The organism is Caulobacter sp. (assembly GCF_965279145.1).
Taxonomy (GTDB): Bacteria; Pseudomonadota; Alphaproteobacteria; order Caulobacterales; family Caulobacteraceae; genus Caulobacter.
Window position 1 is genome coordinate 1,502,175 of the sequence record NZ_OZ257139.1, and the last position, 21,574, is coordinate 1,523,748.

The 21,574-nt window shown below is 66.5% G+C and carries 24 protein-coding genes; 9 read left to right on the forward strand and 15 right to left on the reverse strand.

The annotated features are described in order from the left end of the window. Position 1: 1 nt before the first annotated feature. The 5 genes from ACQY9P_RS06970 to ACQY9P_RS06990 form a co-directional block, all read right to left on the reverse strand. Positions 2 to 571, reverse strand: a complete 570-nt coding sequence (locus ACQY9P_RS06970; protein WP_421739971.1) for an NUDIX hydrolase — start codon at positions 569 to 571, stop codon at positions 2 to 4. 17 nt (positions 572 to 588) lie between these two features. Then, a complete protein-coding gene (rimM, locus tag ACQY9P_RS06975; RefSeq protein WP_421739970.1) occupies positions 589 to 1,170 on the reverse strand; it encodes a ribosome maturation factor RimM in 582 nt (193 codons plus the stop codon). A 57-nt stretch (positions 1,171 to 1,227) separates the two neighbouring features. After that, a complete protein-coding gene (gene rpsP, locus ACQY9P_RS06980; protein WP_421739969.1) occupies positions 1,228 to 1,788 on the reverse strand; it encodes a 30S ribosomal protein S16 in 561 nt (186 codons plus the stop codon). A 24-nt stretch (positions 1,789 to 1,812) separates the two neighbouring features. Further along, entirely contained in the window at positions 1,813 to 3,333 is a 1,521-nt protein-coding gene (ffh, locus tag ACQY9P_RS06985) for a signal recognition particle protein (protein WP_421739968.1), read from the reverse strand. 229 nt (positions 3,334 to 3,562) lie between these two features. Next, positions 3,563 to 4,069 carry a DUF1993 domain-containing protein gene (locus ACQY9P_RS06990; RefSeq protein WP_421739967.1) on the reverse strand — a complete coding sequence of 169 codons (507 nt, stop codon included), beginning with the start codon at positions 4,067 to 4,069 and terminating at the stop codon, positions 3,563 to 3,565. Between the two features lie 120 nt (positions 4,070 to 4,189). On the opposite strand from ACQY9P_RS06990, the gene ACQY9P_RS06995 reads away from it, so the two are divergent. Beyond that, positions 4,190 to 4,621 carry a CBS domain-containing protein gene (locus ACQY9P_RS06995; RefSeq protein ID WP_421739966.1) on the forward strand — a complete coding sequence of 144 codons (432 nt, stop codon included), beginning with the start codon at positions 4,190 to 4,192 and terminating at the stop codon, positions 4,619 to 4,621. 31 nt (positions 4,622 to 4,652) lie between these two features. Here the strand turns inward: ACQY9P_RS06995 and ACQY9P_RS07000 are convergent, their stop codons facing one another. Further along, a complete protein-coding gene (locus ACQY9P_RS07000) occupies positions 4,653 to 4,775 on the reverse strand; it encodes a hypothetical protein (protein ID WP_421739965.1) in 123 nt (40 codons plus the stop codon). Between ACQY9P_RS07000 and ACQY9P_RS07005 the strand changes: the two genes are divergently transcribed. After that, a complete protein-coding gene (locus ACQY9P_RS07005; protein ID WP_421739964.1) occupies positions 4,762 to 5,508 on the forward strand; it encodes a hypothetical protein in 747 nt (248 codons plus the stop codon). The two genes, ACQY9P_RS07000 and ACQY9P_RS07005, sit on opposite strands and share 14 nt — an antisense overlap. Before the next feature lie 65 nt (positions 5,509 to 5,573). Here ACQY9P_RS07005 and mdh read toward each other — a convergent pair whose 3' ends face one another. Continuing rightward, positions 5,574 to 6,536, reverse strand: coding sequence for a malate dehydrogenase (gene mdh / locus ACQY9P_RS07010; RefSeq protein ID WP_421739963.1), 963 nt, complete (start codon positions 6,534 to 6,536; stop codon positions 5,574 to 5,576). 132 nt (positions 6,537 to 6,668) lie between these two features. Here mdh and ACQY9P_RS07015 point away from each other — a divergent pair, with 132 nt between their 5' ends. Together ACQY9P_RS07015 and ACQY9P_RS07020 are read left to right on the forward strand one after the other, a co-directional pair. Beyond that, positions 6,669 to 7,718: a MaoC family dehydratase gene (locus ACQY9P_RS07015; RefSeq protein WP_421739962.1), complete on the forward strand. Its 1,050-nt coding sequence runs from the start codon at positions 6,669 to 6,671 to the stop codon at positions 7,716 to 7,718. Beyond that, a complete protein-coding gene (locus ACQY9P_RS07020; RefSeq protein ID WP_421739961.1) occupies positions 7,711 to 8,136 on the forward strand; it encodes an HIT domain-containing protein in 426 nt (141 codons plus the stop codon). The genes ACQY9P_RS07015 and ACQY9P_RS07020 overlap by 8 nt, the downstream gene beginning before the upstream one ends. Positions 8,137 to 8,151: 15 nt before the next feature. Here ACQY9P_RS07020 and ACQY9P_RS07025 read toward each other — a convergent pair whose 3' ends face one another. After that, on the reverse strand, positions 8,152 to 9,150 hold the full coding sequence (locus ACQY9P_RS07025; RefSeq protein WP_421739960.1) for a hypothetical protein: 999 nt from the start codon (positions 9,148 to 9,150) through the stop codon (positions 8,152 to 8,154). A 9-nt stretch (positions 9,151 to 9,159) separates the two neighbouring features. After that, the gene (locus ACQY9P_RS07030) at positions 9,160 to 10,035 is read right to left on the reverse strand and encodes an HpcH/HpaI aldolase/citrate lyase family protein (protein WP_421739959.1); all 876 of its coding nucleotides are present in this window, start codon (positions 10,033 to 10,035) and stop codon (positions 9,160 to 9,162) included. Positions 10,036 to 10,158: 123 nt separating this feature from the next. Here ACQY9P_RS07030 and ACQY9P_RS07035 point away from each other — a divergent pair, with 123 nt between their 5' ends. Both ACQY9P_RS07035 and ACQY9P_RS07040 read left to right on the forward strand, forming a co-directional pair. Further along, on the forward strand, positions 10,159 to 10,539 hold the full coding sequence (locus ACQY9P_RS07035; RefSeq protein WP_421739958.1) for a DUF2237 family protein: 381 nt from the start codon (positions 10,159 to 10,161) through the stop codon (positions 10,537 to 10,539). An 855-nt stretch (positions 10,540 to 11,394) separates the two neighbouring features. Continuing rightward, positions 11,395 to 12,417, forward strand: a complete 1,023-nt coding sequence (locus tag ACQY9P_RS07040) for an IS110 family transposase (RefSeq protein WP_421736430.1) — start codon at positions 11,395 to 11,397, stop codon at positions 12,415 to 12,417. A gap of 367 nt (positions 12,418 to 12,784) precedes the next feature. Here ACQY9P_RS07040 and ACQY9P_RS07045 read toward each other — a convergent pair whose 3' ends face one another. After that, on the reverse strand, positions 12,785 to 13,501 hold the full coding sequence (locus tag ACQY9P_RS07045; protein ID WP_421739957.1) for a hypothetical protein: 717 nt from the start codon (positions 13,499 to 13,501) through the stop codon (positions 12,785 to 12,787). 185 nt (positions 13,502 to 13,686) lie between these two features. Here ACQY9P_RS07045 and ACQY9P_RS07050 point away from each other — a divergent pair, with 185 nt between their 5' ends. Next, positions 13,687 to 14,010 carry a hypothetical protein gene (locus ACQY9P_RS07050; RefSeq protein WP_421739956.1) on the forward strand — a complete coding sequence of 108 codons (324 nt, stop codon included), beginning with the start codon at positions 13,687 to 13,689 and terminating at the stop codon, positions 14,008 to 14,010. Between the two features lie 56 nt (positions 14,011 to 14,066). On the opposite strand, the gene thpR is transcribed toward ACQY9P_RS07050, so the two are convergent. Both thpR and ACQY9P_RS07060 read right to left on the reverse strand, forming a co-directional pair. Next, positions 14,067 to 14,603: an RNA 2',3'-cyclic phosphodiesterase gene (thpR, locus tag ACQY9P_RS07055; protein WP_421739955.1), complete on the reverse strand. Its 537-nt coding sequence runs from the start codon at positions 14,601 to 14,603 to the stop codon at positions 14,067 to 14,069. A 5-nt stretch (positions 14,604 to 14,608) separates the two neighbouring features. Continuing rightward, positions 14,609 to 15,661, reverse strand: coding sequence for an aldo/keto reductase (locus ACQY9P_RS07060; protein ID WP_421739954.1), 1,053 nt, complete (start codon positions 15,659 to 15,661; stop codon positions 14,609 to 14,611). Between the two features lie 151 nt (positions 15,662 to 15,812). Between ACQY9P_RS07060 and ACQY9P_RS07065 the strand changes: the two genes are divergently transcribed. Both ACQY9P_RS07065 and ACQY9P_RS07070 read left to right on the forward strand, forming a co-directional pair. After that, positions 15,813 to 16,565 carry a Bax inhibitor-1/YccA family protein gene (locus ACQY9P_RS07065; protein WP_421739953.1) on the forward strand — a complete coding sequence of 251 codons (753 nt, stop codon included), beginning with the start codon at positions 15,813 to 15,815 and terminating at the stop codon, positions 16,563 to 16,565. A gap of 134 nt (positions 16,566 to 16,699) precedes the next feature. Beyond that, positions 16,700 to 17,074 carry a hypothetical protein gene (locus ACQY9P_RS07070; protein ID WP_421739952.1) on the forward strand — a complete coding sequence of 125 codons (375 nt, stop codon included), beginning with the start codon at positions 16,700 to 16,702 and terminating at the stop codon, positions 17,072 to 17,074. Between the two features lie 3 nt (positions 17,075 to 17,077). On the opposite strand, the gene ACQY9P_RS07075 is transcribed toward ACQY9P_RS07070, so the two are convergent. The 3 genes from ACQY9P_RS07075 to acnA form a co-directional block, all read right to left on the reverse strand. Next, positions 17,078 to 17,419: a DUF2794 domain-containing protein gene (locus ACQY9P_RS07075; protein ID WP_421739951.1), complete on the reverse strand. Its 342-nt coding sequence runs from the start codon at positions 17,417 to 17,419 to the stop codon at positions 17,078 to 17,080. A gap of 557 nt (positions 17,420 to 17,976) precedes the next feature. Continuing rightward, positions 17,977 to 18,687, reverse strand: coding sequence for a DUF1223 domain-containing protein (locus tag ACQY9P_RS07080; RefSeq protein WP_421739950.1), 711 nt, complete (start codon positions 18,685 to 18,687; stop codon positions 17,977 to 17,979). Between the two features lie 143 nt (positions 18,688 to 18,830). Continuing rightward, positions 18,831 to 21,518: an aconitate hydratase AcnA gene (gene acnA / locus ACQY9P_RS07085; RefSeq protein ID WP_421739949.1), complete on the reverse strand. Its 2,688-nt coding sequence runs from the start codon at positions 21,516 to 21,518 to the stop codon at positions 18,831 to 18,833. Positions 21,519 to 21,574 lie beyond the last annotated feature (56 nt).

Sequence of the window (21,574 nt, forward strand, 5' to 3'; positions counted from 1 at the left end):
CCTAGGCGGCGGGACGACTGATCATCGTCACGCCGGCCTGGGTCAGGCCGACAAGAAGCGAGGCGATCTGGATCGCGGTGGTGATCTCGCCGGTCATGGCCATCCGCACGGCCTCCTCGGGCGTGACCCAAAAGCGCTCGATGCGCTCGGTTGGATCGTCGGCCGGCTCCGCGACCACCACGACGTTGCGCGCCACCACGGTATGGATGCGATTGGCGTGGTTGGCCGGATTGGGACTGGTCTGGCCGATCAGGGTCAGGTCGCCCGCGCAGCCGGTCTCTTCCAGAAGCTCGCGGGCGGCGGCGACCAGTGGATCGTCATCCGAAGCGTCCATCGCGCCCGCCGGCAACTCGATCGAGAAATCGCCGAGGCCATGGCGATACTGGCGGATCAGCAGGACGTTGTCGGCGGCGTCGAGGGCCACGATCTGGACCCAGTCAGGATAGTCCAGCACGTAGTAGGGGGCGACCACCACGCCCTCGTCGGTGACGCAATCGTCGGCACGAACGGCGATCCAGCGATCCTTGTGAACATAGCGCGAGGCGGTGACCCGCCACTTTCCATCGGCCATGTCCCGACACTCCTGGATCAGTCGTAATTGCGCTCGACGATGTCGGCGTCATCGGCCTCTTCGGCCGGACCTTCCGGCTCACCCACCAGGGCGGGAGGATCGGCAAGGATCAGGCGTTCGCCGATCTTCACCTCGGGCACGGCCTGCCGGGTGAAGGGCAGGAACCAGGTCTGGCCGCCCAGGGCGGGCTGGATCTCGAGCAGGTCGCCGGCCCCGAAATTCTGCACGCTCTTCACCGACCCCAGAAGGGCGTTGTCAGCGATGTGGCGCACGGGCAACCCGACCAGATCGGCCAGGTAGAATTCGTCCTCGTCGGGCTCGGGCAGGGAGTCCCGGGGGACATAGAGGCGCAGACCGCGCAGGGCGTCGGCGGCTTCCTTGGTCTCGATCCCCTTGCAGCGGGTGACGAGACCTTCCTTGGCCACGCGGGCCGAGGTGATGGTCAGGGCCGGCGATCCATCCTGGCGCAGCAGCGCCTTGAAGTCGGCCAGGCTCTTGGGGTCTTCGGTATAGGTCGTGATCTTGACCTCGCCGCGCACGCCAAAGCCGCCGGCGACGCGGCCGACGAGGATCAGGTTGGCGGGAGGCGGATTGCTCATGGGGAGAGAGACATCACCGCCCCGATCCGAAGACCGGGGCGGTGGCGTCAAAGGCCTTTAGCCTTCGGTCTTTTCGGCTTCAGCCGGGGCTTCCTCAGCGGCCGGAGCCTCTTCAGCGGCGGCTTCGACCGGGGCTTCTTCAGCGACCGGTTCCGGGGCCGGAGCAGCGGCGGCTTCAGCGGCGGCGGCGGCTTCGGCTTCAGCGGCAGCCTTGGCGTCTTCCTTGGCCTGGGCGGCGGCGGCGGCGGCGTCTTCAGCGGCCTTCACGTCGGCGGCCTTGCGGTCTTCTTCGCGTTGAGCGCGCTCGGCGCTGCGCTCTTGGGCCTTCTTGCCCGGGGCGCCCTTTTGCGGGTTGTTGCCGTGGGTCCACTCGGCGACGCCGGCGGCGGCCAGGAAGCGGGCGACGCGGTCGGTCGGCTGGGCGCCCTTGGCGATCCAGGCCTGGATCGACTCGACCTTCAGGGTGACGCGAGCGGGGTCATCCTTCTTGAGGAGCGGGTTGTAGGTGCCGACCTTTTCGATGAAACGGCCATCGCGCGGCGAGTGGCTGTCAGCAACGACGATCGAGTAGTACGGGCGCTTCTTGGCGCCGCCACGGGCGAGACGGATCTTCAGCATATCGGTAGTCCTTGAGTTCGAGTTCTATTTCTTGAACGGGTTGAAACCGGGCGGCAGACCGCCGCCCAGGCCGGAAAGGAGGTTCGGCTTGGCGTCGCCGCCACCGCCGAGACCGGGAAGACCCGGCAGGCCTCCCGCGGAATTCTGTTCGGGCTGGGCGACCTTGCCGCCACCCATCGCCTTGAGACGCGACATGTCGCCGCCGCCCATCATGCCGGCCATGCGCGCCAGGCTCTTGCCGCCGTCCTTGGACATGGCCTTGAACATGTCGGCCATCTGGCGATGCTGCTTGAGCAGGCGGTTGACCTCGGCCACGTCGACCCCGGCGCCGGCCGCGATGCGGCGCTTGCGCGAGGCGGCCAGGATGTCGGGCTTCTTGCGCTCCAGCTTGGTCATCGAGCTGATGATCGCCTGCTGGCGGCGGAAGACCTTGTCGTCGATGCCGCTCTCGGCGATCTGCTTCTTGACCTTCTGGACGCCCGGCAGCAGGCCCATGATGCCCGCCATGCCGCCCATCTTCTGCATTTGCGACAGCTGGGCCGACAGGTCGTTGAGGTCGAACTGGCCCTTGGCCAGCTTCTTGGCCATGCGCTCGGCTTCGGCATGGTCCAGATCCTGGGCGGCGCGCTCGACCAGGGCGACGACGTCGCCTTGCCCCAGGATGCGGCCGGCCACGCGGCGGGCGTCGAACACGTCCAGCGCGTCGATCTTCTCGCCGGCGCCCAGGAACTTGATCGGCAGGCCGGTGACATGGCGCATCGACAGCGCCGCGCCCCCGCGGCCGTCGCCGTCGGCGCGGGTCAGGATCAGGCCGGTCAGCGGCAGGCGCTCGTGGAAGGCCTTGGCGGTGCGGACGGCGTCCTGGCCGGTCAGGCTGTCGGCGACCAGCAGGGTCTCGGTCGGCTGGGCGATGCGGGCGATTTCCGCCGCTTCGCTCATCATCGCCTCGTCCAGCGTAGTGCGGCCGGCGGTGTCGAGGATCAGGACGTCATAGCCGCCGAGCTTGGCGGCGCTCATGGCCCGCTTGGCGATGTCGACGGCGCTCTGGCCGGCGACGATCGGCAGGCTCTCGACCTCGACCTGCTTGGCCAGCAGGGCCAGCTGTTCCATGGCGGCGGGACGGCGGGTGTCGAGCGAGGCGACCAGCACCTTCTTGCGCTCGTTCTTGGAGAGGCGCAGGGCCAGCTTGCCGGTCGTGGTGGTCTTGCCCGAGCCCTGCAGGCCGGTCATCAGGATCACCGACGGCGGGTTCAGGGCTAGGTTCAGGCCGGTGGGCTCTTCGCCGCCCAGCATGTCGACCAGGCCGTCATAGACGATCTTGACCACCTGATCGGCCGGCTTGACCGAACGGATGACGGCCTCGCCCGAAGCCAGTTCCTTGGCCTTGCTGATGAAGTCCTTGACCACCGGCAGGGCGACATCGGCTTCCAACAGGGCCACGCGAACCTCGCGCAGCGCCTCGTCGATATCCTTTTCGGACAGCACGCCGCGACCGCCGAGGCGGTCGAAGACGCCGGAGAGCCGCTCTGTAAGGCCGTCGAACATGTCGAACCCTGATCAACCACAAGACCAAACGCAATCAGCCCCCATGGACGATCACGTCGATGGGGGTCCTCGCCGCCCTCGTCCAGATGGATCCCGCGCTAGCGGGCTGGGGTCGTGACGGTAGAGGCGCTGCTGATGAAGCGCCGGAAGGCGGGCGTTATGCACAGAAAGGGCGAGGGAGTCAAAAGGCGACCCGCATAAGCGGGTCGCCGCGACCAGACCGGTGGCGTCAGGCCATGCCCAGATAGTCGCGCTTGCCCACCTCGACGCCGTTGTGACGCAGCACGGCGTAGGCCGTGGTCAGGTGGAAGAAGAAGTTCGGCTGGGCCTGGGTCTGCAGATAGGCCAGCCCCTTGACCAGGCTGGTTTCGCCGCGACGCACCAGGGTGATGTCGCGGTCCTCGGCGCCGGCGAAGGCGATCGGGTCGAGGCCCTCGACATAGGCGATGGCGCGATCGACGCGGGCGATCAGCTCGGCGAAGCTGGTTTCGGTGTCGTCCCAGGCCGGAACCTCTTCACCGGCCAGGCGCGCGCAACAGCCCTTGGCGAAGTCAGTGGCGATCTGCGCCTGGCGGATCAGCGGGAACATGTCGGGATAGAGCCGGGCCTTCAGCAGGGCTTCGGGATCCCAGCCCTTGGCTTCGACCTGGGCCTGCGCCTTGGTCAGGACGCCCTTCAGACCCTTCAGGCCCTGGACGAAGACGGGAACGCTGGCCTGATGGATGGAAATCGACATGGAAGCTCCGCTTGAACGTGTGGCGCACAGATAGGGCCGCGGGCCCCCGACGGAAAGCGCGGAACGCACCAAGGCCGGCGCGGGTTTAAGGAGCTTCAGTTCAAACCACGAGGTCTCCCCATGAAAGTCAGCGACGCCATGACCAGCCAGGTCTCGACCGCCGCCCCGACCGACTCCATCCGCCACGTGGCCCAGGTGATGGCTCACATCGACAGCGGCGTGGTGCCGGTGGTCGAGGACGGCAAGGTGATCGGCCTCGTCACTGACCGCGACATCGTGCTTCGCGTGGTCGCCGAGGGTCGCAGTTTCGACTCGCCGATCTCCGACGCCATGTCGGTCGGCGAGGTGCTGAGCGTGAAGGAAGACGACGTCCTGGCCGACGCCACCGCCAAGATGTCGAGCAACCAGGTCCGCCGTCTGGTGGTGCTGAACGACGCCGGCGCCCTGACCGGCATCCTCTCCCTGGGCGACGTGGCCAAGGACTACGGCGCCAAGCAGGTGGGCAAGACCCTGGAAGACATCTCGGCCGAGACGGGCGCCGCGCCGCATTGAGCCAACACGCGCAACCGATCAGATTTATCGTCTAGATTGCGCCCGAATAGGCCGCCAGGGTGTCGCTTCCAGTTGGGGGCGACACCTTGAAGCGAGCACTGGCCGCCTTGGCGGCGAACGCGATGATCTGCACGGCCAGCATGGCCGAGACCATTGCGCCCATCCCCGGCCTCGACGCCGTACTCGCTCGATCCGACCTAAAGTACCTCGTCGTCGGCGAGTTTCACGGCACTGCCGAAATGCCCGCCGCGTTCGGCGACATGGCGTTTGCAGCCGTCAAGCATGGCCCCGTCACCGTCTCGCTCGAAATGCCGACCGTCGACCAGCCCAGTCTTGAGCGCTACGTTCACTCGGCTGGATCAAAGATTGATCGGGCCAATCTCCTGACCGGTTCGCACTGGACATCGTCCTTCAAGGACGGTCGCAGCAGTCAGGCGATGTTTAATCTCGTGGAGCGCCTGAGAGTCGCGATCCAGGCTCATCAAAATCTGAAGATCGCGGCCTGCCAACCTGTCATGGCCGGTGATCCTGCGAGCTACGAGAAAGCCATGGGCGAATGCTGGACCGCCGCCGGCGCCCAGCAACCCAAGGGTCGGGTTCTGATCCTGGTCGGCAACATGCATGCCAGCCTGACGCCGATACGCGACTACGCACCGGCCGCCAGCTACCTGCCGCTACAGCAGACCGTCAGCCTGAACACCGCCTGGCCGGGAGGGCAGGCCTGGAACTGCCAGAAGGACGGTTGCGGACCGCACCCCATGGGTGATGGCGCGGAGCCACGGTCGCGCGGCGTTCACCTCACGCCAGCCAGCGTTGACAAGAAAGGCTTCGACGGCGTTCTGGCCCCCGGAGGACGCTTTAACGCCTCCTCACCGGCGCTGCCTTAGGCTCTATACGAAAAAGGGCGGCTCCTCGCGGAGCCGCCCTTCGTCATTCCGGACTGTCGCGAAGCCTAGACCAGCGACGGGTCGATGGTCTTGCAGACGTCCATCAGGCCCTGAACCGAAGCGACCGAAGCGGCGAACATGGCCTTTTCTTCGTCGTTGGTTTCGAACTCGATGACGCGTTCAGCGCCGCCAGCGCCGATCACGACCGGCACGCCGACATACAGATCCTTCAGGCCGTACTGGCCGGTCAGGAACGTGGCGCAGGGCAGGACGCGCTTCTTGTCCTTCAGGTAGCTGGTGGCCATGGCGATGGCCGATTCAGCCGGGGCGTAGAAGGCCGAGCCGGTCTTCAGCAGGGCGACGATCTCGCCGCCGCCGCCGCGGGTGCGCTTGACGATGCCGTCGAGCTCTTCCTGGGTCATCCAGCCTTGCTTGACCAGTTCAGGCAGCGGCAGGCCGCCGACCGTCGAGTGACGGACCATCGGGACCATGTCGTCGCCGTGGCCGCCCAGGGTCCAGGCGTGGATGTCTTCCACCGACACGCCGGTCTTTTCGGCCAGGAAGTAGGCGAAGCGCGCCGAGTCCAGGACGCCGGCCATGCCGATGACCTTTTCCTTGGGCAGGCCCGAGAACTGCTGCAGCGCCCAGACCATCGCGTCGAGCGGGTTGGTGATGCAGATGACGAAGGCGTTGGGGGCGTGGGCCTTGATGCCTTCGCCGACGGCCTTCATGACCTTCAGGTTGATGCCCAGCAGGTCGTCGCGGCTCATGCCCGGCTTGCGCGGCACGCCGGCGGTCACGATGCAGACGTCGGCGCCGGCGATGTCGGCGTAGTCGTTGGCGCCCTTCAGGACGATGTCCTTGCCGAACACCGCCGAGGCTTCGGCGATGTCGAGGGCCTTGCCCTGCGGCGTGCCTTCGCTGATGTCGAACAGGACGATGTCGCCCAGCTCTTCGCGAGCCGCGATGTGAGCCAGGGTGCCGCCGATCATGCCGGCGCCGATAAGGGCGATCTTCGCGCGAGCCATAGGGTCTCCGTCAGGACTGTGGATGGAAATTCTCGCGGCGGTCTAGACCCATGACGCTCAAGCCTCAAGCCCCCTTCCCCGTTTCGCTGCGCTGCGGCAAAACAGTCTGAACAACGATAAGGACACGCAGGGATGAGCAAGACCGATCCGGGGAACTATTTCGAGGACTTCCGGCTGGGCCAGACCCTGGTCCACGCCACGCCGCGCACCGTCACGGCGGGAGATGTGGCGCTCTATACGGCGTTCTATGGACCGCGGTTTTCGCTGTTCTCGTCGGACGAGGTGGCCCGCGCCAGCGGCCTGCGCGCCGCGCCGGTGGATCCGCTGATCGCCTTCCACATCGTGTTCGGCAAGACGGTGCCCGACATCAGCCTGAACGCCGTGGCCAATCTGGGCTACGCCGAGGGCCTGTTCCTGGCCCCGGTCTATCCGGGCGACACGCTGATGGCGGAGTCCGAGGTGATCGGGCTGAAGGAAAACTCCAACCGCAAGACCGGCGTCGTCTATGTGCGCACCACCGGGACCAACCAGCATGGCCAGCCTGTTTTGCGCTATGTGCGCTGGGTGATGGTGCGCAAGCGCTCGGTCGAGGCGGAGGTCCCCGAACAGTCGACGCCCGACCTGGCCCCGGCCGTGGCCGCCAAGGACCTGCTCATCCCCGAGACCCTGGACTTCTCGAAATACGATTTCGCCCTGGGCGGCGCGCCGCATGCCTTCGAGGACTACGAGATCGGCGAGCGGATCGACCATGTCGACGGCATGGCCATCGAGGAGGCCGAGCACGCCATGGCCACGCGGCTGTGGCAGAACACCGCCAAGGTCCACTTCAACCAGTTCGAGCGGTCTAAGGACCCGTCGGGCCGGCGCCTCGTTTATGGCGGCGTTGTGATCTCGACCGCCAAGGCCCTGTCGTTCAACGGCCTGCAGAACGCCGGCCTGATCCTGGCGATCAATGGCGGCCGCCATGTCAGCCCCTATTTTGCCGGCGGCACGGTGTTCGCCTGGAGCGAGGTGCTGGACAAGGCCGACCTGGGCGACGGGGTCGGGGCCCTGCGCCTGCGTCTGGTGGCGACGCGCGACCGGCCCTGCGATGACTTCCCGGGCAAGGACGAAGCCGGGATCTACAATGATCACGTCATCCTCGACTTCGACTATTGGGCGGCGGTTCCCAAGCGTGGCTGAGTTCGTCCTGGACCCGGCGTTCGCGGCCACATCCGCGGCGCTGGGCGACTTGCCCTTGTGCGAGGCCCGGCTTCAGCTGGACGCCCGCTATCCGTGGATCGTGCTGATCCCGCGCCAGGCCGGTCTGCGCGAGATCGAGGATCTGTCGGCGGCCGACCGTGTCGCCCTGATGGACGAGATCGTCCTGGCCGGCGCCGCGACCCGGGCGATCGGCGCCGCGCTGGGCCTGCCAGTCGACAAGCTGAACGTCGGCGCCCTGGGCAATGTGACGCCGCAACTGCACGTCCATGTCGTGGGCCGGCGCAGCGGCGATCCGGCCTGGCCGGGTCCGGTCTGGGGTCACAGCCCCGCGGAGGCGTTCACGGCCGAGGCCCTTGAGGCGGCGGTCGCGGCGGCCCGCAGGAGTCTCGGGCTCTAGCGGCCCGAAACCAGGTCAGCGCAGCTTCGGCTTCTTCTTGCCCGAGCTCTTGGCCTTGCCCGCCGTCGCCTTGCCCTTGCGGGCGGCGGTCGCCTTGGCCTTGCCGCCCTTTTTCGACTTCAGCGCCGAAGCCTTGGATCCGCCCTTCCTGGCGACAGCGGCGCACTTGGCCTTGGCGGCCTTCAGGGCCTTGCCCTTCTTGCCCTTGGTCGAGCAGGCCACGGGCGCGGCCGGACGGCTGGCGGCGGCGCGGGGCGCGCCCCACACCACCGGACCCCGGCCCTGAATCACGTAGCCCGGCGGCAGGCTGGGCGGCGCCTCGCGCTCGGCGATCACCGTCCGGGCGGCGCCGGCCTCGACCAGATCGCCCGACCAGCGGGTCTCGCCGACCGGACGCAGGGTCAGCACCGACGACACCCCGCCGCGCGGACTGAAGCGCACGATCAGGTCGGCGCCATTGCGTTCGACGCTGTCGATCAATCCGGTCGAGCCCACGGCCCCGGCCCGGCGAATATCGCGCCATGCGCCTTCCAGCGGGCCATAGCCGCCGGCGGGGTCCACCAGCTGAAGGGCATAGAGGGCCGCTCCGTCGGGACCGGAAATCTTCCAGCCGCCGTCCAGCGGCCCCTGCAGGCCCTGGGCCGCCGCGATCGAACCCTTGACCCGCAGTTCATAGATCTGTTCGGCCGGCATGACGGCGCCCTGGGGCGCGATGTGCTCGCCCGCGACAATCGAGGGCGCGGGCGATTCCGGCGCCGGGATCGGGAGGATCGTGGGCTTGTGATAGGGCGCCGGCGTGGTCGGCGTCGCATCTTCCTCGTCGGTCGTGCCGGTCTGGGTGATCAGGTCGCCCAGGGGGTCGATGGCGACCGGAGCCTGCTCGCCCGGCGCCGGGATCGGCGTGGTCTGGAGTGGCGCGGTCTGGGGAGCGGGTTGGGGCGCGGTCGTCACCGGCGCCTCCTGGGCAAGGGCCGGCGCCGCGATCAGGGCGAGAAGGAGAGCCAGGGCCCGCATCATTTTGTCCTAGACGGCCCGGGCCGCGATGGCGGCGGCCACCTCGACCAGGCGCTCGGCCTGGGCCAGGTGCAGACGCTCGGCCATCTTGCCGTCGACCCGCAGAGCCCCCTTGCCGGCATTTTCGGGCGCCTTGAAGGCGGCGATCACGGCCTGGCTCCAGGCGATCTCGTCGGCGCTGGGTGAAAACACCCGGTTGCAGATCTCCAGATGCTTGGGATGGATCAGGGTCTTGCCGTCGAAGCCGAAGTCCACGCCCTGGACGCAGACGGCTTCCAGCGCCGCCAGGTCCTCGATGTCGTTGTGTACGCCGTCCAGGATGGTCAGGCCGTGAGCCCGGGCGGCGGCGACCGACAGGGTCAGCAGCGGCAGGAACGGCGCGCGGTCCGGCGTCTGGCGGGCCCGCATCTCCTTGGCGAAATCATTGACGCCCATCACGAAGGCCGACAGCCGCGTGGACCGGCTGGCGGCGGCGATCTCCCACAGGTGGAAGGCGGCCTTGCCGGTCTCGATCATGGTCCACAGCCGCGTCGCGGGCCGGGCGACGTGCAGGGCCGCGTCATAGACCCGCACGTCGGCGGCGTCATTGACCTTGGGGACCAGCACCGCGTCGGGGCCGGCCTGGGCCGCCGCCCTCAGATCGTCGGCGCCCCAGGGCGTGTCCAGGCCATTGACGCGGATGACGACCTCGCGCGCGCCGAACCCGCCGGCCTTGACCGCCGCGACGGCCGCGTCCCGGGCGATCTCCTTCATCTCGGGCGCGACGGCGTCCTCCAGATCGAGGATGATCACGTCGGCGTCCAGTGTGCGCGCCTTCTCGACCGCCTTGGCGTTGGAGGCGGGCATGTAGAGGGCGCTGCGGCGCGGCCTTGCGACGTCGGACATCGAAATTCCCCTGAGGTCTTGTTCCCCTTCTTAAACATCGGACGCGCCATGGCGAAAGCCATCACGCGCCAGGGACGCTAAACTTCACGCCCCTGATCGCGCGAAGCGGGTTAGGATCAGGGCATGACCACGCGCTATGACGACAAGGCCCGCAACGTGCTGGGCGGCGAGCTCAAGCCCTGCTCCCTGAACCCGGTGACCGGCTTCTACCGCAACGGCTGCTGCGAGACCGGGCCCCACGATCTGGGTCTTCACACCGTCTGCGCGGTGATGACCGACGAATTCCTGGCCTTCTCCAAGGCCATGGGCAACGACCTGTCCACCCCGCGCCCCGAGTTCGCCTTCCAGGGCCTGAAGGCCGGCGATCGCTGGTGCCTGTGCGCCGGACGCTGGAAGGAAGCCCTCGACGCCGGCCTGGCCCCGCCCGTGGTGCTGGAGGCCTCGCACGAGGAGATGCTGGCGATCGTTCCGCTGGGGGTGCTGAAGGACAACGCGGCGGTCTAGGGGGCCCGTCTGGCGGACACGGCTTTGCAGCCTCACGCGAAATCTCGCTGAGTGATGGAAAGGGTCGCGGAGCGTCCGGACCACGTCCGGATGTGAGTTTGATAAATACCGTTTCGACGAAGACGAACGCTCCGCGTGACCGTTCTGGCGAAAGCGCTTCGGGCCCGGCGGTGTTATCGCCTCACCCTCGACGCCTCCGACGGGCAGGCGGGAGAGCGACTCCCCCCTGGACCGCGAGACCTTTCAGTCCGCCTGTTGCTCGCTCGACCCTCGAAGCCACGTCGTTTTAGTTTTCCTCGGCCGACCGCCGCCAGAGAACAACGAGGTTGACGGCCCGGAGCGCAAGACGCCCCTCCCGCCATCGATTGAGCTGCCCGCTCGATCACCCCCCGCCGCCGCCATGGTCGCTGGCCTTGCGCCCTTTCCTCGCGACGAGGTGAGAGCATTATGCGGCAGGTTTGAACGCGGAGGATTGGCGCGATCAGGTTTTTTACAAGCGCTTGATCTGGCTGGCGTTTGTTCTGGCAAGAACGGGGATTGAGCGCGGCGTATCCCCATAAGTCCTCCCCCTGGCGGGGGAGGTGTCGGCCCCTTGGGGCCGACGGAGGGGGAAGTGCCGCTGACTCATTGCGGTCATCCCCCACCGGCCTCCGGCCGCCTCCCCCTTCAGGGGGAGGACTTGGGCCCGCCCCCCTTCGCGCCGAAGGGAGCCATCCTTAAATCTCACGGCGAGACGATCGCTGGTCTGGCAAGGTCACTCAAGGACGACGCTCCGGGGCGTCCGCTTATGATGCTGTGGACGGCTCTCCACCCCACCGGCAGCCTTGGCTTCCGGTTAGAGCTGGAGGAAAGGCCATGGGTCAGGTTGTCACGATCGGTTTGGACATCGCCAAGTCGGTGTTCCAGGTGCACGGCGTCGACGCGGAGGGCGCCGTCGTCATTCGGCAGAAGCTCCCGCGAGCGCGTCTGCTGTCGTTCTTCGCCAAGTTGGAGCCCTGCCTCGTCGGTATCGAGGCGTGCGGCGCATCCCATCACTGGGCGCGCGAGCTCACCAGGCTAGGCCATGAGGCTCGGCTGATGCCGCCCAGTTACGTGAAGCCCTATTTGAAGCGCCAGAAGAACGACATGGCCGACGCGGAGGCTATCTGCGAGGCGGTGACCCGCCCAACGATGCGGTTCGTGCCGGTGAAGTCGCCTGAGCAGCAGGGCGTGATGGTGCTGCATCGGACACGGCTGGTCATGACGCGCCAACGCACCCAGCTCTCCAACGCGATCCGGGGTCACATGGCCGAGTTCGGCCTGACCGCCGCGATCGGTCGAGAAGGGCTGGGCAAGTTGATCGCGGTGATCCTCGATGGCGCGGACGAACGGGTGACGCGAGAAGCGCGCGTGTGCCTCACCATGCTGGTCGATCAGCTTCGGTTGGTGAACCTGCAGATCCTCGAGAACGATCGGCTGATCCGGACCAATGCCCGCGCGACCGAAGTTGGCCGCCGATTGATGGAAATCCCTGGGGTCGGGCCGCTGCTGGCCAGCGCCATGGTCGCCGCCGTGGCCGATCCTGCAGCCTTCAAGACCGGACGCAATCTGGCGGCCTGGATCGGCCTGGTCCCTCGACAGAACTCCAGCGGCGGCAAGGAGCGGCTGGGCGGCATCACCAAGCAGGGCGATCGATACCTGCGACAGCTGCTGGTGGTCGGCGCACTGGCCGTCGTTCGCTACGCGCAACGCAACGGCACGCGTCGGCCGTGGTTGGTGCAACTGCTGGCCCGACGAACGCCGAAGGTCGCGGCGGTCGCGCTCGCCAACAAGAACGCCCGAATGATCTGGGCGATCATGACCAGCGGCGAACGCTACAGGGAGCCGCAGCCGGCTTAGAAGACAGGCTCGGCGCCACGCCGCGGCCGACGAACTTGGGAAGGGCGGACGAGATGTAATGCAACAGCCGGTCGATACCGGAAGGCGGGAAAACCCATCTGCGCCAGCGCGCCTCGAGCGCGTGCTTATGGTCGGGACCCATCTTCGCGAAAGGCATTATGGCCAGCGGTCATGCGTACCGCACTAACAGGTCGAACACATGGCCGCACCGACCAAGCCTAGCAGAACATCAGATCAACCCTTGCCAACGGGGAGCCGTCCACACATGGGCATTGAGCCAAAGACTGCTTTCGACCCATAGCGGACGTTTGGCCAAGCGCAGCCTTGTGCCTGAAGGCGGTTCACTAGCGCACGAATTCTACCGAAATCACGTTGGATCCGGCGTGTCGTCAAACATTGGAACTACGATGAACTCCACATCCCGCATTCCCCGGAACACCTGACAGTCCTTGTCAGCAAGTAGTTCCTTTCGCTGCAAACCTGCCACAACAGGCGTAACGTACGTTTCTCCGGTGGCGTGCGCCTTGTAGGTTACAGCTGCGACGATGCGGAAAGACAGCCGGCTCTCGTCTTGCAATGGAGGAAATGGGAAGTTCGTACTTCTGCCTTCATCAACGAATTCGCCCGGAAAGAGGGCGCGAGTCTGTCGAGGTTCAGTTTTAAGTAGGTTATCGAATTCCAGCGGCCACGCCTCTAGCGTCTCCCAGGCAACTGCAAACGGTCTATAAATAAGCGCGACCTGAACCGCCGGTGTCTGACCTATATTTTCATAACGATAATTGATCTGGCAACCAACTTGGTCCGGATTGTCTGGATAAAGATACAAGTATGCTTTGCTTATCGAGAATTTTATCCAGGGACGTGTAGCGAGATGAGCCACTTTTGCTGCTTCGGCCGCAGCGTAGGCACCAGCCGTCGCTGAAGATAACGCTTCTCGATTCGCTTTCAGCTGCCCCCACACTAGGTAGATCCCAACAGCATTCATCAATAGGCCAATGAAGCCAAGCATCCATGCGGCCAGTGCGGATGTAGCCGCCCAGTACGCCTGCTCTTTCGAGATCAGAAATTCCGTCACAGGGTCCATACAACTCCCCGCCATAACGGCTCATTTTCTGGCGATCTATCCGCCCAGCTAACCTATTCACCAGGATGAACGAAGCTGCGTTACCATGCAAAGGTAAGGCCCGCGATTGTCGAAACGATCTATCGGTAGCAGTCCACCCTAAGCAGGCTATTCAAGTTCGATCTCGATCAGGGTAACCGTTGGATATGGCCATTGACGATCTCTCCGGCGAACCCGTCCTTGCCGGCAGCTGGTTATATGACGGAACTGTGCGTCAGCGGGTCGTGATATCGGCGTGCAACTTCGACCGAGAACACTTTTGGGCTCTGGATGAAGTCGAGCATGTTCTGGACGCCCACGACCACGAGCTAGCTCCTCCTGGACCGCTACGACCGCTAGGACCTGATGGCGTGCTCTATCATGTGGAATCCTCCCCCGATTTCGAGACGATCGCAGAAGCCAAAGCCTGGGCGGACGCGCAGACATGGGGTCCGGTGGAATGGGACGAGGAACGCCACCGGCCCGCTTAGGTCCGCTCACCACCCCGAACAGACAATCACCCTGTCCGCTTCCGGCGTCTCCCGGCTCAGCCCAGCGGGTATTCCCGCTCCAGCCGATAGACCGAGCCCTCGCCGCCCAGCCAGCTGGAATAGAGGCCAAAGCTGTCCACGCGGAACGGCGGCGAATGCAGCAGGTTGTTGGCCTGGACCCAGGCGCCGACCTCGGGCGCGGCGGGGCGCTTGAGGTAGGCCAGGGTGACATGCGGCGTATAGAGCCGCGCCTCGGGTTTCAGGCCCACCTCGCGCGCGGCCCGCTCGTTGGCCTTGGCCAGGCGACGCAGGTCCGGGCTTTCCCCGACCCCCGCCCAGACGGCGTGGATGTCGGCGCCCCCGCCGAAATGGCCGACGCCGGCCAGTTCCAGATCGAAGGCCGGGGCCTCGATCTGGGCCAGGGCTTCGTCCAGTTCGGCGGCCACCGGCTCCTGCACATCACCGATGAACTTCAGCGTGATGTGAAAGGCCTCCTGCGGCCGCCAGCGCGCGTGCTCGATGCCGTGCTGACGGGTCAGCAGGCCCAGGCCGATGTCGGGCGGCACGGCGATGGCAGTGAACAGGCGAAGCATGGGCGTCAGGGGCAGGGGTTGGGCTGCGCCGCGTGGATGGCGTTGACCGCCTTTTCCAGCTCGTCGGTCCAGGTCAGGTCGAAGGCGTCGATGGCGATCTTCAGCTGGTCCATGGTGGTGGCGCCGATAATCGTCGAGGTCACGAACTGGCGTGTGTCGCAGAACTTCAGGGCCAGCGTGGCCGGATCGATACCGAACTTGCCGGCCAGATCGACATAGGCGCGGATCGCGGCTTCCGCCCCCGGGCCCTCATAGCGCTGCATGCGGTTATAGAGCGCCTTGCGCGAGCCCTCGGGCAGGGCGCCGTCCAGATACTTGCCGGTCAGGGCGCCCTGAGCCAGCGGCGAATAGGCCAGCAGACCGACCTGCTCCCGCATGGCGATCTCGGCCAGGCCGTATTCGAACGTGCGGTTGGCCAGGTGATAGGCGTTCTGGATCGAGGCGATGCGCGGCAGGCCGCGGGTCTCGGCCTCCGCCAGGAAGCGCATCACGCCCCAGGGGAACTCGTTGGAGACGCCGATCGCGCGGATCGTGCCCTTCTTCACATGCGTGTCCAGCGCCTCGAGGATGTCGCCGAAGGTCTCGTAGTCCTGCTCGTAGTCCTTGAAGGTCTGGCCGCCGAAAACCCGCACCGGCCGGTCGGGCCAGTGCAGCTGGTAGAGATCCAGATAGTCGGTATTCAGGCGCTTGAGGGAGTTTTCCACCGCCTCGTCGATCTGGGCCTTGGTGTGCCGGGTCGGGGCGCCGTCGGCGCGCATCCAGGTCAGGCCGCCAAAGGCGCTGCCGCGACCGGCCACCTTGGAGGCCAGCACGATCTCGCCCCGCTTGCCGGTCTTGGCCAGCCACGAGCCGATGTGGCGCTCGGTATTGCCCTGGGTCTTCGGATCGGGCGGGCTGGAATACATTTCGGCCGTGTCCCAGAAATTGACCCCGCGCTCCAGCGCGTAGTCCATCTGGGCGTGAGCCTCCTCTTCGCTGTTCTGCGAGCCCCAGGTCATGGTGCCCAGGCAGCAGCGCGAGACCTGCACGCCGGTTCGTCCCAGTTCCGAATAATCCATTCCCGCCCCTAGCCCGTTTTGATTTGCGATGGAGTCTATTTAAGCGCTCTGACGCGGGTCTCAACAGCCATGCCTTGCGCGAAGGCCCCCGGATGCCGATATTCGTCAGGCGTCCATATCGGGCGCGATGCAATCAAAGGGTTTTCCCTCGATGAACGACCTCAACCGCGGCTACGCGCGCTCGATCCCGGCGGATCGCGCCGACATGTCGGTTGACGCCGGCCTGCGCAGCTTCATGCTCGGCGTCTACAACAAGGTGGCTCTGGGCCTCCTGCTGTCCGCCGGCCTCGCCTATCTGACCAGCGCCTACCAGCCGGTGGCCAGCCTGCTGTACGTGCTGACCCCGGATGGTCGCCTGGCCGGGTTCACCATGGCCGGCACCCTGGTCCGCTTCGCGCCGCTGGCGATGATGCTGGTGGCCATGTTCGCCATGCGTAACCCCACCGCCAAGTCGTCCGGCGCGCTCTACTGGGCGCTGGTCGCCTCGATCGGCGCGGGCTCGGGCGTGTGGCTGCTGGCCTATACCGGCGCCTCGGTGGCCTCGACCTTCCTGATCACCGCCATCGCCTTCGGCGGCCTCAGCCTGTTCGGCTACACCACCAAGAAGGACCTGACCGGCTTCGGCAGCTTCCTGATCATGGGCCTGATCGGCCTGGTGCTGGCCTCGCTGGCCCAGATGTTCTTGCGCCTGCCGGGCCTGAGCTTCGTGATCAGCATCCTGGGCGTGTTCATCTTCGCCGGCCTGATCGCCTACGACACCCAGAAGCTGAAGACCGCCTATTATCAAATGGGCGGCGACCAGAACTCGATGGCGGTGGCCACCAACTACGGCGCGCTGAACCTCTATCTGAACTTCATCAACCTGTTCCAGTTCCTGCTCAGCATCTTCGGCTCGCGCCGCTAGATCCTGACCGGATCGGACACGATGGGCCCCGGCGGGAAACCGCCGGGGCTTTTTCGTGGGCGACGCTCGACACCCTCGACCTCGACGGACCGTCGGCGACATGAGAGGCTCTGGCGGGGCCAAGGATGATCTTGATGACCGACCTGCGTTTCTGCCTGATCCTGACGACCGCGGCGCTACTGGCCAGCGCGGCCCACGCCCAGACCCCGCTCAAGCCCTATGCGATCGCGGCAAAGCCTCAGATGATGTCGCTGGCGCGCGACGCGGCGGGGCAGGTTTCACGGCCGGGCCTGTCCGTCCCCGTGCGCTACGCCAACGCCCCGGCTCAACTGCCGCGCGGGATCGCCAAAACCTCGGTGGAAAGCCGGCTGGCCGGCGATGGCCCGGTGGCCTCGGCGGGCGTGCTGTGCGGCCTCAAGCCCAGCGCCGACTACAGCGGCGCGGGCACGGCGCGGGGCTATGACAATGACGGCCGGTTCGTGGGCGCCAAGCTGGCGTTTGCGTTCTAGGCCTCAGTCCACCACCGAGAACTTGCCCTTCTCGAACACCTTCAGCACCTGCGCCAGCTCGTGGCCACGCTTGAGGATCATGCCGCCCTGACCGATGACCGCCCAGGCGCCCTGCTTGCGGGCCAGGGCGGGACGCTTCTCGACGCGATAGAGCGGGGCTTCGGCGGCGTGGCGGAAGATCGAGAACACCGCGCAGTCCGACAGGCCGGCGATGCCGTAGTCGCGCCATTCACCGGCGGCGACCATGCGGCCGTACAGGCGCATGAGCGTGTCCAGCTCGCGCCGCTCGAAGAAGGTCACGCCACCGGGCGAGGGGGCGGACGGGGGCTGCGGATCCAACGCCATCGGACGAATCCTAAGCCCAAACGCCGCCGCAAAGCGAGCGTGGCGTGACGGCCACGGCCCGGGAAAATGCAACACGACGGTCACGCGCCGCCGCGAAACGACCTTATTTCGGCCCATCGCCCGCCTGTTTGCGCCGCCATAAATCCAGTGTCGGCTGATCGGACATCTCGCGGTCCTGGACCCTGAACAGCCCCCCCAGCCCCCCTTGATCGCGGGCCGGTCGGCCGACAGAGCTAAATCCCCTCCCCTATGAGGCCCGCGCGGGTTCCCCCCACCGCGCGGGCCTTTTGGCGTCCGGGGGCTCGGCGAGACCTTGACCATCGGCCTTTTGGTCGCCGCATCGCGCCCCGAAACGACCTTTGTTTGGTCCATCCGCCGCCTGTTTGGCCCCGCATAAAGTCAGTGTCAGCCGACCGGCTCCGGAACCGCGGTTCCTGAACAGCCCCCCAGCCCGCCCCGCTTTCGGGGTCGGTCCGCTGACGACAAGAGCCCTCAATGAGCCCGCGCGATTTTCCCCCGGTCGCGCGGGCTTTTTGCGTTCCGCGGTGGTGGAAAGGTCAGTGCTCGGCCGGTTCCAGGACGCCGAGGATGCGGCCGCCCTTGGCGCCCTGCACCAGGATCACGGTGGCCAGGCCGTCGTCGGTCTGCTCGGGCAGACGGTACAGCCGGGGCTTGCCGCTCCACGGGCCCAGGCGGACCAGTTCGCGCACCACATTGCGATGCACCAGGGTCTGGCCCTTGTTGTCGCCGCGCTTGACGGCGATGTCCTGCTCGCGCGGATCGAACCGCACCATCCAGACCTCGCCGCCGCCGCGCGGGGCGGGGCCCGAGCCGACCGCGACGCGGGTCTTGCCGATGAACTGCATGTCGGGCGGATTGGACGGGGCCTTGGCCGCCGTCTTGACCAGATCCTCGACAGCCTCGGCCTTGGCGCCCGAGGCCTGGACCCGGCCGCCCACCACCATCTGGGGCGTGGGCACGTCGCGCAGGGCGAACTTCTTGGCGTAGGCGCGCTGGCGGTCGGCGAAGCCGGGCTTGGCGAAGGTGTCCTTCCAGCCCAGATAGTCCCAGTAGTCGACCGAATAGGTCAGGGCCAGCACGCCGTCGCGCTCGGCCAGGTCGGCGGCCAGCTGGTTGGCCTTGCCGCAGGACGAGCAGCCTTGCGCCGTGAACAGCTCGACGACCACCGGGGGCCTCGAGGCCCAGGCGGAGGTCGCGGCGAGGCCCGAGAGAGCCAGACAGAACAGGGAGAGGGCGGCCTTACGCATTGCGGGTCACTTAAGCCAAGATCGTCCCGGATAGCCGTTCACGAGACCGTGAAGCCGGGGTTCTTTTACGGAGAGGTCGTGCGCCAAAAGAAAAAGCCGGGCCCCGAAGGACCCGGCTTGATCTCGTTCAGCGTGAACCGCGCCTAGTCGGCCTTGGCCAGGTTGCGCAGCACGTAGTTCAGCACGCCGCCGTTCTTGAAGTATTCAAGCTCGGTCGGGGTGTCGATGCGGCAGCGGACCGGGAAGCGGGCGATGCGGCCGTCGGTCGGGCGGTAGAGCTCGACGATCAGCTGCTTGCGCGGGGCCAGATCGGTGAGGCCGCGGATCGAGACGATCTCCTCGCCGGTCAGTTCCAGCTTCTGCCAGCCGTCCTGGATGAACTGCAGCGGCAGAACGCCCATGCCGACCAGGTTCGAGCGGTGAATACGCTCGAAGCTTTCGGTGATCACCGCGCGGACGCCCAGCAGCTTGGTGCCCTTGGCGGCCCAGTCACGCGACGAGCCGGTGCCGTATTCCTTGCCGGCGAAGACCACCGAGGGGCGACCCTCTTCCTGGTACTTCATGGCCGCGTCGTAGATCGACATCACCTGGCCCGACGGGAAGTGCTTGGTGACGCCCCCTTCGATGTCCGGGGTGATGCGGTTGCGGATGCGGATGTTGGCGAAGGTGCCGCGCATCATGACCTGGTGGTTGCCGCGACGTGCGCCGTAACCGTTGAAGTCGATGGGCTGCACGCCGTTGTCGACCAAGTACTGGCCGGCGGGGCTGGAGGTCTTGATCGAACCGGCCGGGCTGATGTGGTCGGTGGTGATCGAGTCGCCGAACACGGCCAGGACGCGGGCTTCCACGATGTCGGTGACCGGAGTCGGGGTCATCGACATGTTGGGGAAGTAGGGCGGGTTCTGGACGTAGGTCGAGTCACCTTCCCAGGCGTAGGTCTGGCCGCCGGTGATCTTGATGCCCTGCCAGTTCTTGTCGCCCTTGAAGACGTCGCCGTAACGGCTGGCGAACATCTTTTCGGTGACCGACTTGCGCTGCAGGACGGCGATGTCTTCGTTCGAGGGCCAGATGTCCTTCAGGAAGACGTCGTTGCCCTTCTTGTCCTGGCCCAGGGGCTGGGTGGCCAGATCGATCTTCATCGAGCCGGCCAGGGCGTAGGCCACCACCAGCGGCGGCGAGGCCAGGTAGTTGGCGCGGACGTCCGGGTTCACGCGGCCTTCGAAGTTGCGGTTGCCCGACAGCACCGAGCAGGCAACCAGATCGTTGTCGCTGATCGTCTTGCTGATGGCTTCCGGCAGCGGGCCGGAGTTGCCGATGCAGGTCGTGCAGCCATAACCCACCAGGTTGAAGCCGAGAGCATCGAGGTGCTTGGTCAGGCCGGCCTTCAGCAGATAGTCGGTGACCACCTGCGAGCCGGGGGCCAGCGAGGTCTTCACCCACGGCTTGACCTTCAGACCCTTGGCGACCGCGTTCTTGGCCAGCAGGCCGGCGGCGATCAGCACCGAAGGGTTGGAGGTGTTGGTGCACGAGGTGATGGCCGCGATGACCACGTCGCCGTGTCCGACGTCGAAGTTCTCGCCTTCGACGGGGGCGCGCAGCTCGGGGTTCTCGGCCTTGCCGAATTCACCGACCAGAGACTCGGCGAACTTGGACGCGGCGTCGGTCAGCAGAACGCGGTCCTGCGGACGCTTGGGGCCGGCCAGCGACGGCAGAACCGTCGACAGGTCCAGTTCCAGCGAGTCCGTGAAGGTCGGGTCGGGCGTGCCCGGCTCCCACCACAGGCCCTGCTCCTTGGCGTAGGCTTCGACCAGGGCGACGCGGTCGGCTTCGCGGCCGGTGCCCTTGAGGTAGGCGATGGTCGCCGCGCTGATCGGGAAGAAGCCGCAGGTGGCGCCATATTCCGGAGCCATGTTGGCGATGGTCGCCTGGTCTTCCAGGGTCAGGTTGGCCAGGGCGTCGCCGTGGAATTCGACGAACTTGCCGACCACGCCCTTCTTGCGCAGCATCTGGGTGACGGTCAGCACCAGGTCGGTGGCCGTCGCGCCTTCCGGCATGGCGCCGGTCAGCTTGAAGCCGATGACTTCAGGGATCAGCATCGGGATCGGCTGACCCAGCATCGCGGCCTCGGCCTCGATGCCGCCCACGCCCCAGCCCAGGACCGACAGGCCGTTGACCATGGTGGTGTGGCTGTCGGTGCCGACGACGGTGTCGGGATAGGCGACGGTGTCGCCGTCGACGTCGTTGGTCCAGACGGTCTGGGCCAGATATTCCAGGTTCACCTGGTGGCAGATACCGGTGCCGGGGGGCACGACGCGGAAGTTGTTGAACGCCGACGAGCCCCAGCGCAGGAAGCGGTAACGCTCGATGTTGCGCTCGTACTCGCGCTTGACGTTGGCGTCATAGGCCTTGGCGTCGCCGAAGTTGTCGACCATCACCGAGTGGTCGATGACCAGGTCGACGGGGTTGAGCGGGTTGATCTTGGCCGGGTCGGCGCCGAGGGCGACCATGGCGTCGCGCATGGCGGCCAGGTCGACGACGGCGGGAACGCCGGTGAAGTCCTGCATCAGCACGCGCGCGGGGCGGAAGCTGATTTCGTGCTCGACCGAGCCCTTGTTCTGCAGCCAGGCGGCGACCGCCTTGAGGTCGGGTTCGTCAACCGAAACGCCGTCCTCGTTACGCAACAGGTTTTCCAGAAGCACCTTCATCGAGACCGGCAACGACGAAACACCGGTCAGACCGGCTTCCTCAGCGGCGCGAAGGCTGTAATAGACGTAGGTCTTGCCGCCGACGACGAGTTCGCGGCGGGCTTTGAGGCTGTCAACAGACGCCATTTCGGGAGATCCCTTCTCTGTCCACGGCCGCCCGAAAACCACTCCCGGGATCGCGC

Coding starts and splice junctions, on each gene's coding strand:
- ACQY9P_RS06970 (WP_421739971.1), bottom strand. CDS start 571: ATGGCCGATGGAAAGTGGCGGGTCACCGCCTCGCGCTATGTTCACAAG.
- rimM (WP_421739970.1), bottom strand. CDS start 1,170: ATGAGCAATCCGCCTCCCGCCAACCTGATCCTCGTCGGCCGCGTCGCC.
- rpsP (WP_421739969.1), bottom strand. CDS start 1,788: ATGCTGAAGATCCGTCTCGCCCGTGGCGGCGCCAAGAAGCGCCCGTAC.
- ffh (WP_421739968.1), bottom strand. CDS start 3,333: ATGTTCGACGGCCTTACAGAGCGGCTCTCCGGCGTCTTCGACCGCCTC.
- ACQY9P_RS06990 (WP_421739967.1), bottom strand. CDS start 4,069: ATGTCGATTTCCATCCATCAGGCCAGCGTTCCCGTCTTCGTCCAGGGC.
- ACQY9P_RS06995 (WP_421739966.1), top strand. CDS start 4,190: ATGAAAGTCAGCGACGCCATGACCAGCCAGGTCTCGACCGCCGCCCCG.
- ACQY9P_RS07005 (WP_421739964.1), top strand. CDS start 4,762: ATGGCCGAGACCATTGCGCCCATCCCCGGCCTCGACGCCGTACTCGCT.
- ACQY9P_RS07000 (WP_421739965.1), bottom strand. CDS start 4,775: ATGGTCTCGGCCATGCTGGCCGTGCAGATCATCGCGTTCGCCGCCAAG.
- mdh (WP_421739963.1), bottom strand. CDS start 6,536: ATGGCTCGCGCGAAGATCGCCCTTATCGGCGCCGGCATGATCGGCGGC.
- ACQY9P_RS07015 (WP_421739962.1), top strand. CDS start 6,669: ATGAGCAAGACCGATCCGGGGAACTATTTCGAGGACTTCCGGCTGGGC.
- ACQY9P_RS07025 (WP_421739960.1), bottom strand. CDS start 9,150: ATGCGGGCCCTGGCTCTCCTTCTCGCCCTGATCGCGGCGCCGGCCCTT.
- ACQY9P_RS07030 (WP_421739959.1), bottom strand. CDS start 10,035: ATGTCCGACGTCGCAAGGCCGCGCCGCAGCGCCCTCTACATGCCCGCC.
- ACQY9P_RS07035 (WP_421739958.1), top strand. CDS start 10,159: ATGACCACGCGCTATGACGACAAGGCCCGCAACGTGCTGGGCGGCGAG.
- ACQY9P_RS07040 (WP_421736430.1), top strand. CDS start 11,395: ATGGGTCAGGTTGTCACGATCGGTTTGGACATCGCCAAGTCGGTGTTC.
- ACQY9P_RS07045 (WP_421739957.1), bottom strand. CDS start 13,501: ATGGACCCTGTGACGGAATTTCTGATCTCGAAAGAGCAGGCGTACTGG.
- ACQY9P_RS07050 (WP_421739956.1), top strand. CDS start 13,687: ATGGCCATTGACGATCTCTCCGGCGAACCCGTCCTTGCCGGCAGCTGG.
- thpR (WP_421739955.1), bottom strand. CDS start 14,603: ATGCTTCGCCTGTTCACTGCCATCGCCGTGCCGCCCGACATCGGCCTG.
- ACQY9P_RS07060 (WP_421739954.1), bottom strand. CDS start 15,661: ATGGATTATTCGGAACTGGGACGAACCGGCGTGCAGGTCTCGCGCTGC.
- ACQY9P_RS07065 (WP_421739953.1), top strand. CDS start 15,813: ATGAACGACCTCAACCGCGGCTACGCGCGCTCGATCCCGGCGGATCGC.
- ACQY9P_RS07070 (WP_421739952.1), top strand. CDS start 16,700: ATGACCGACCTGCGTTTCTGCCTGATCCTGACGACCGCGGCGCTACTG.
- ACQY9P_RS07075 (WP_421739951.1), bottom strand. CDS start 17,419: ATGGCGTTGGATCCGCAGCCCCCGTCCGCCCCCTCGCCCGGTGGCGTG.
- ACQY9P_RS07080 (WP_421739950.1), bottom strand. CDS start 18,687: ATGCGTAAGGCCGCCCTCTCCCTGTTCTGTCTGGCTCTCTCGGGCCTC.
- acnA (WP_421739949.1), bottom strand. CDS start 21,518: ATGGCGTCTGTTGACAGCCTCAAAGCCCGCCGCGAACTCGTCGTCGGC.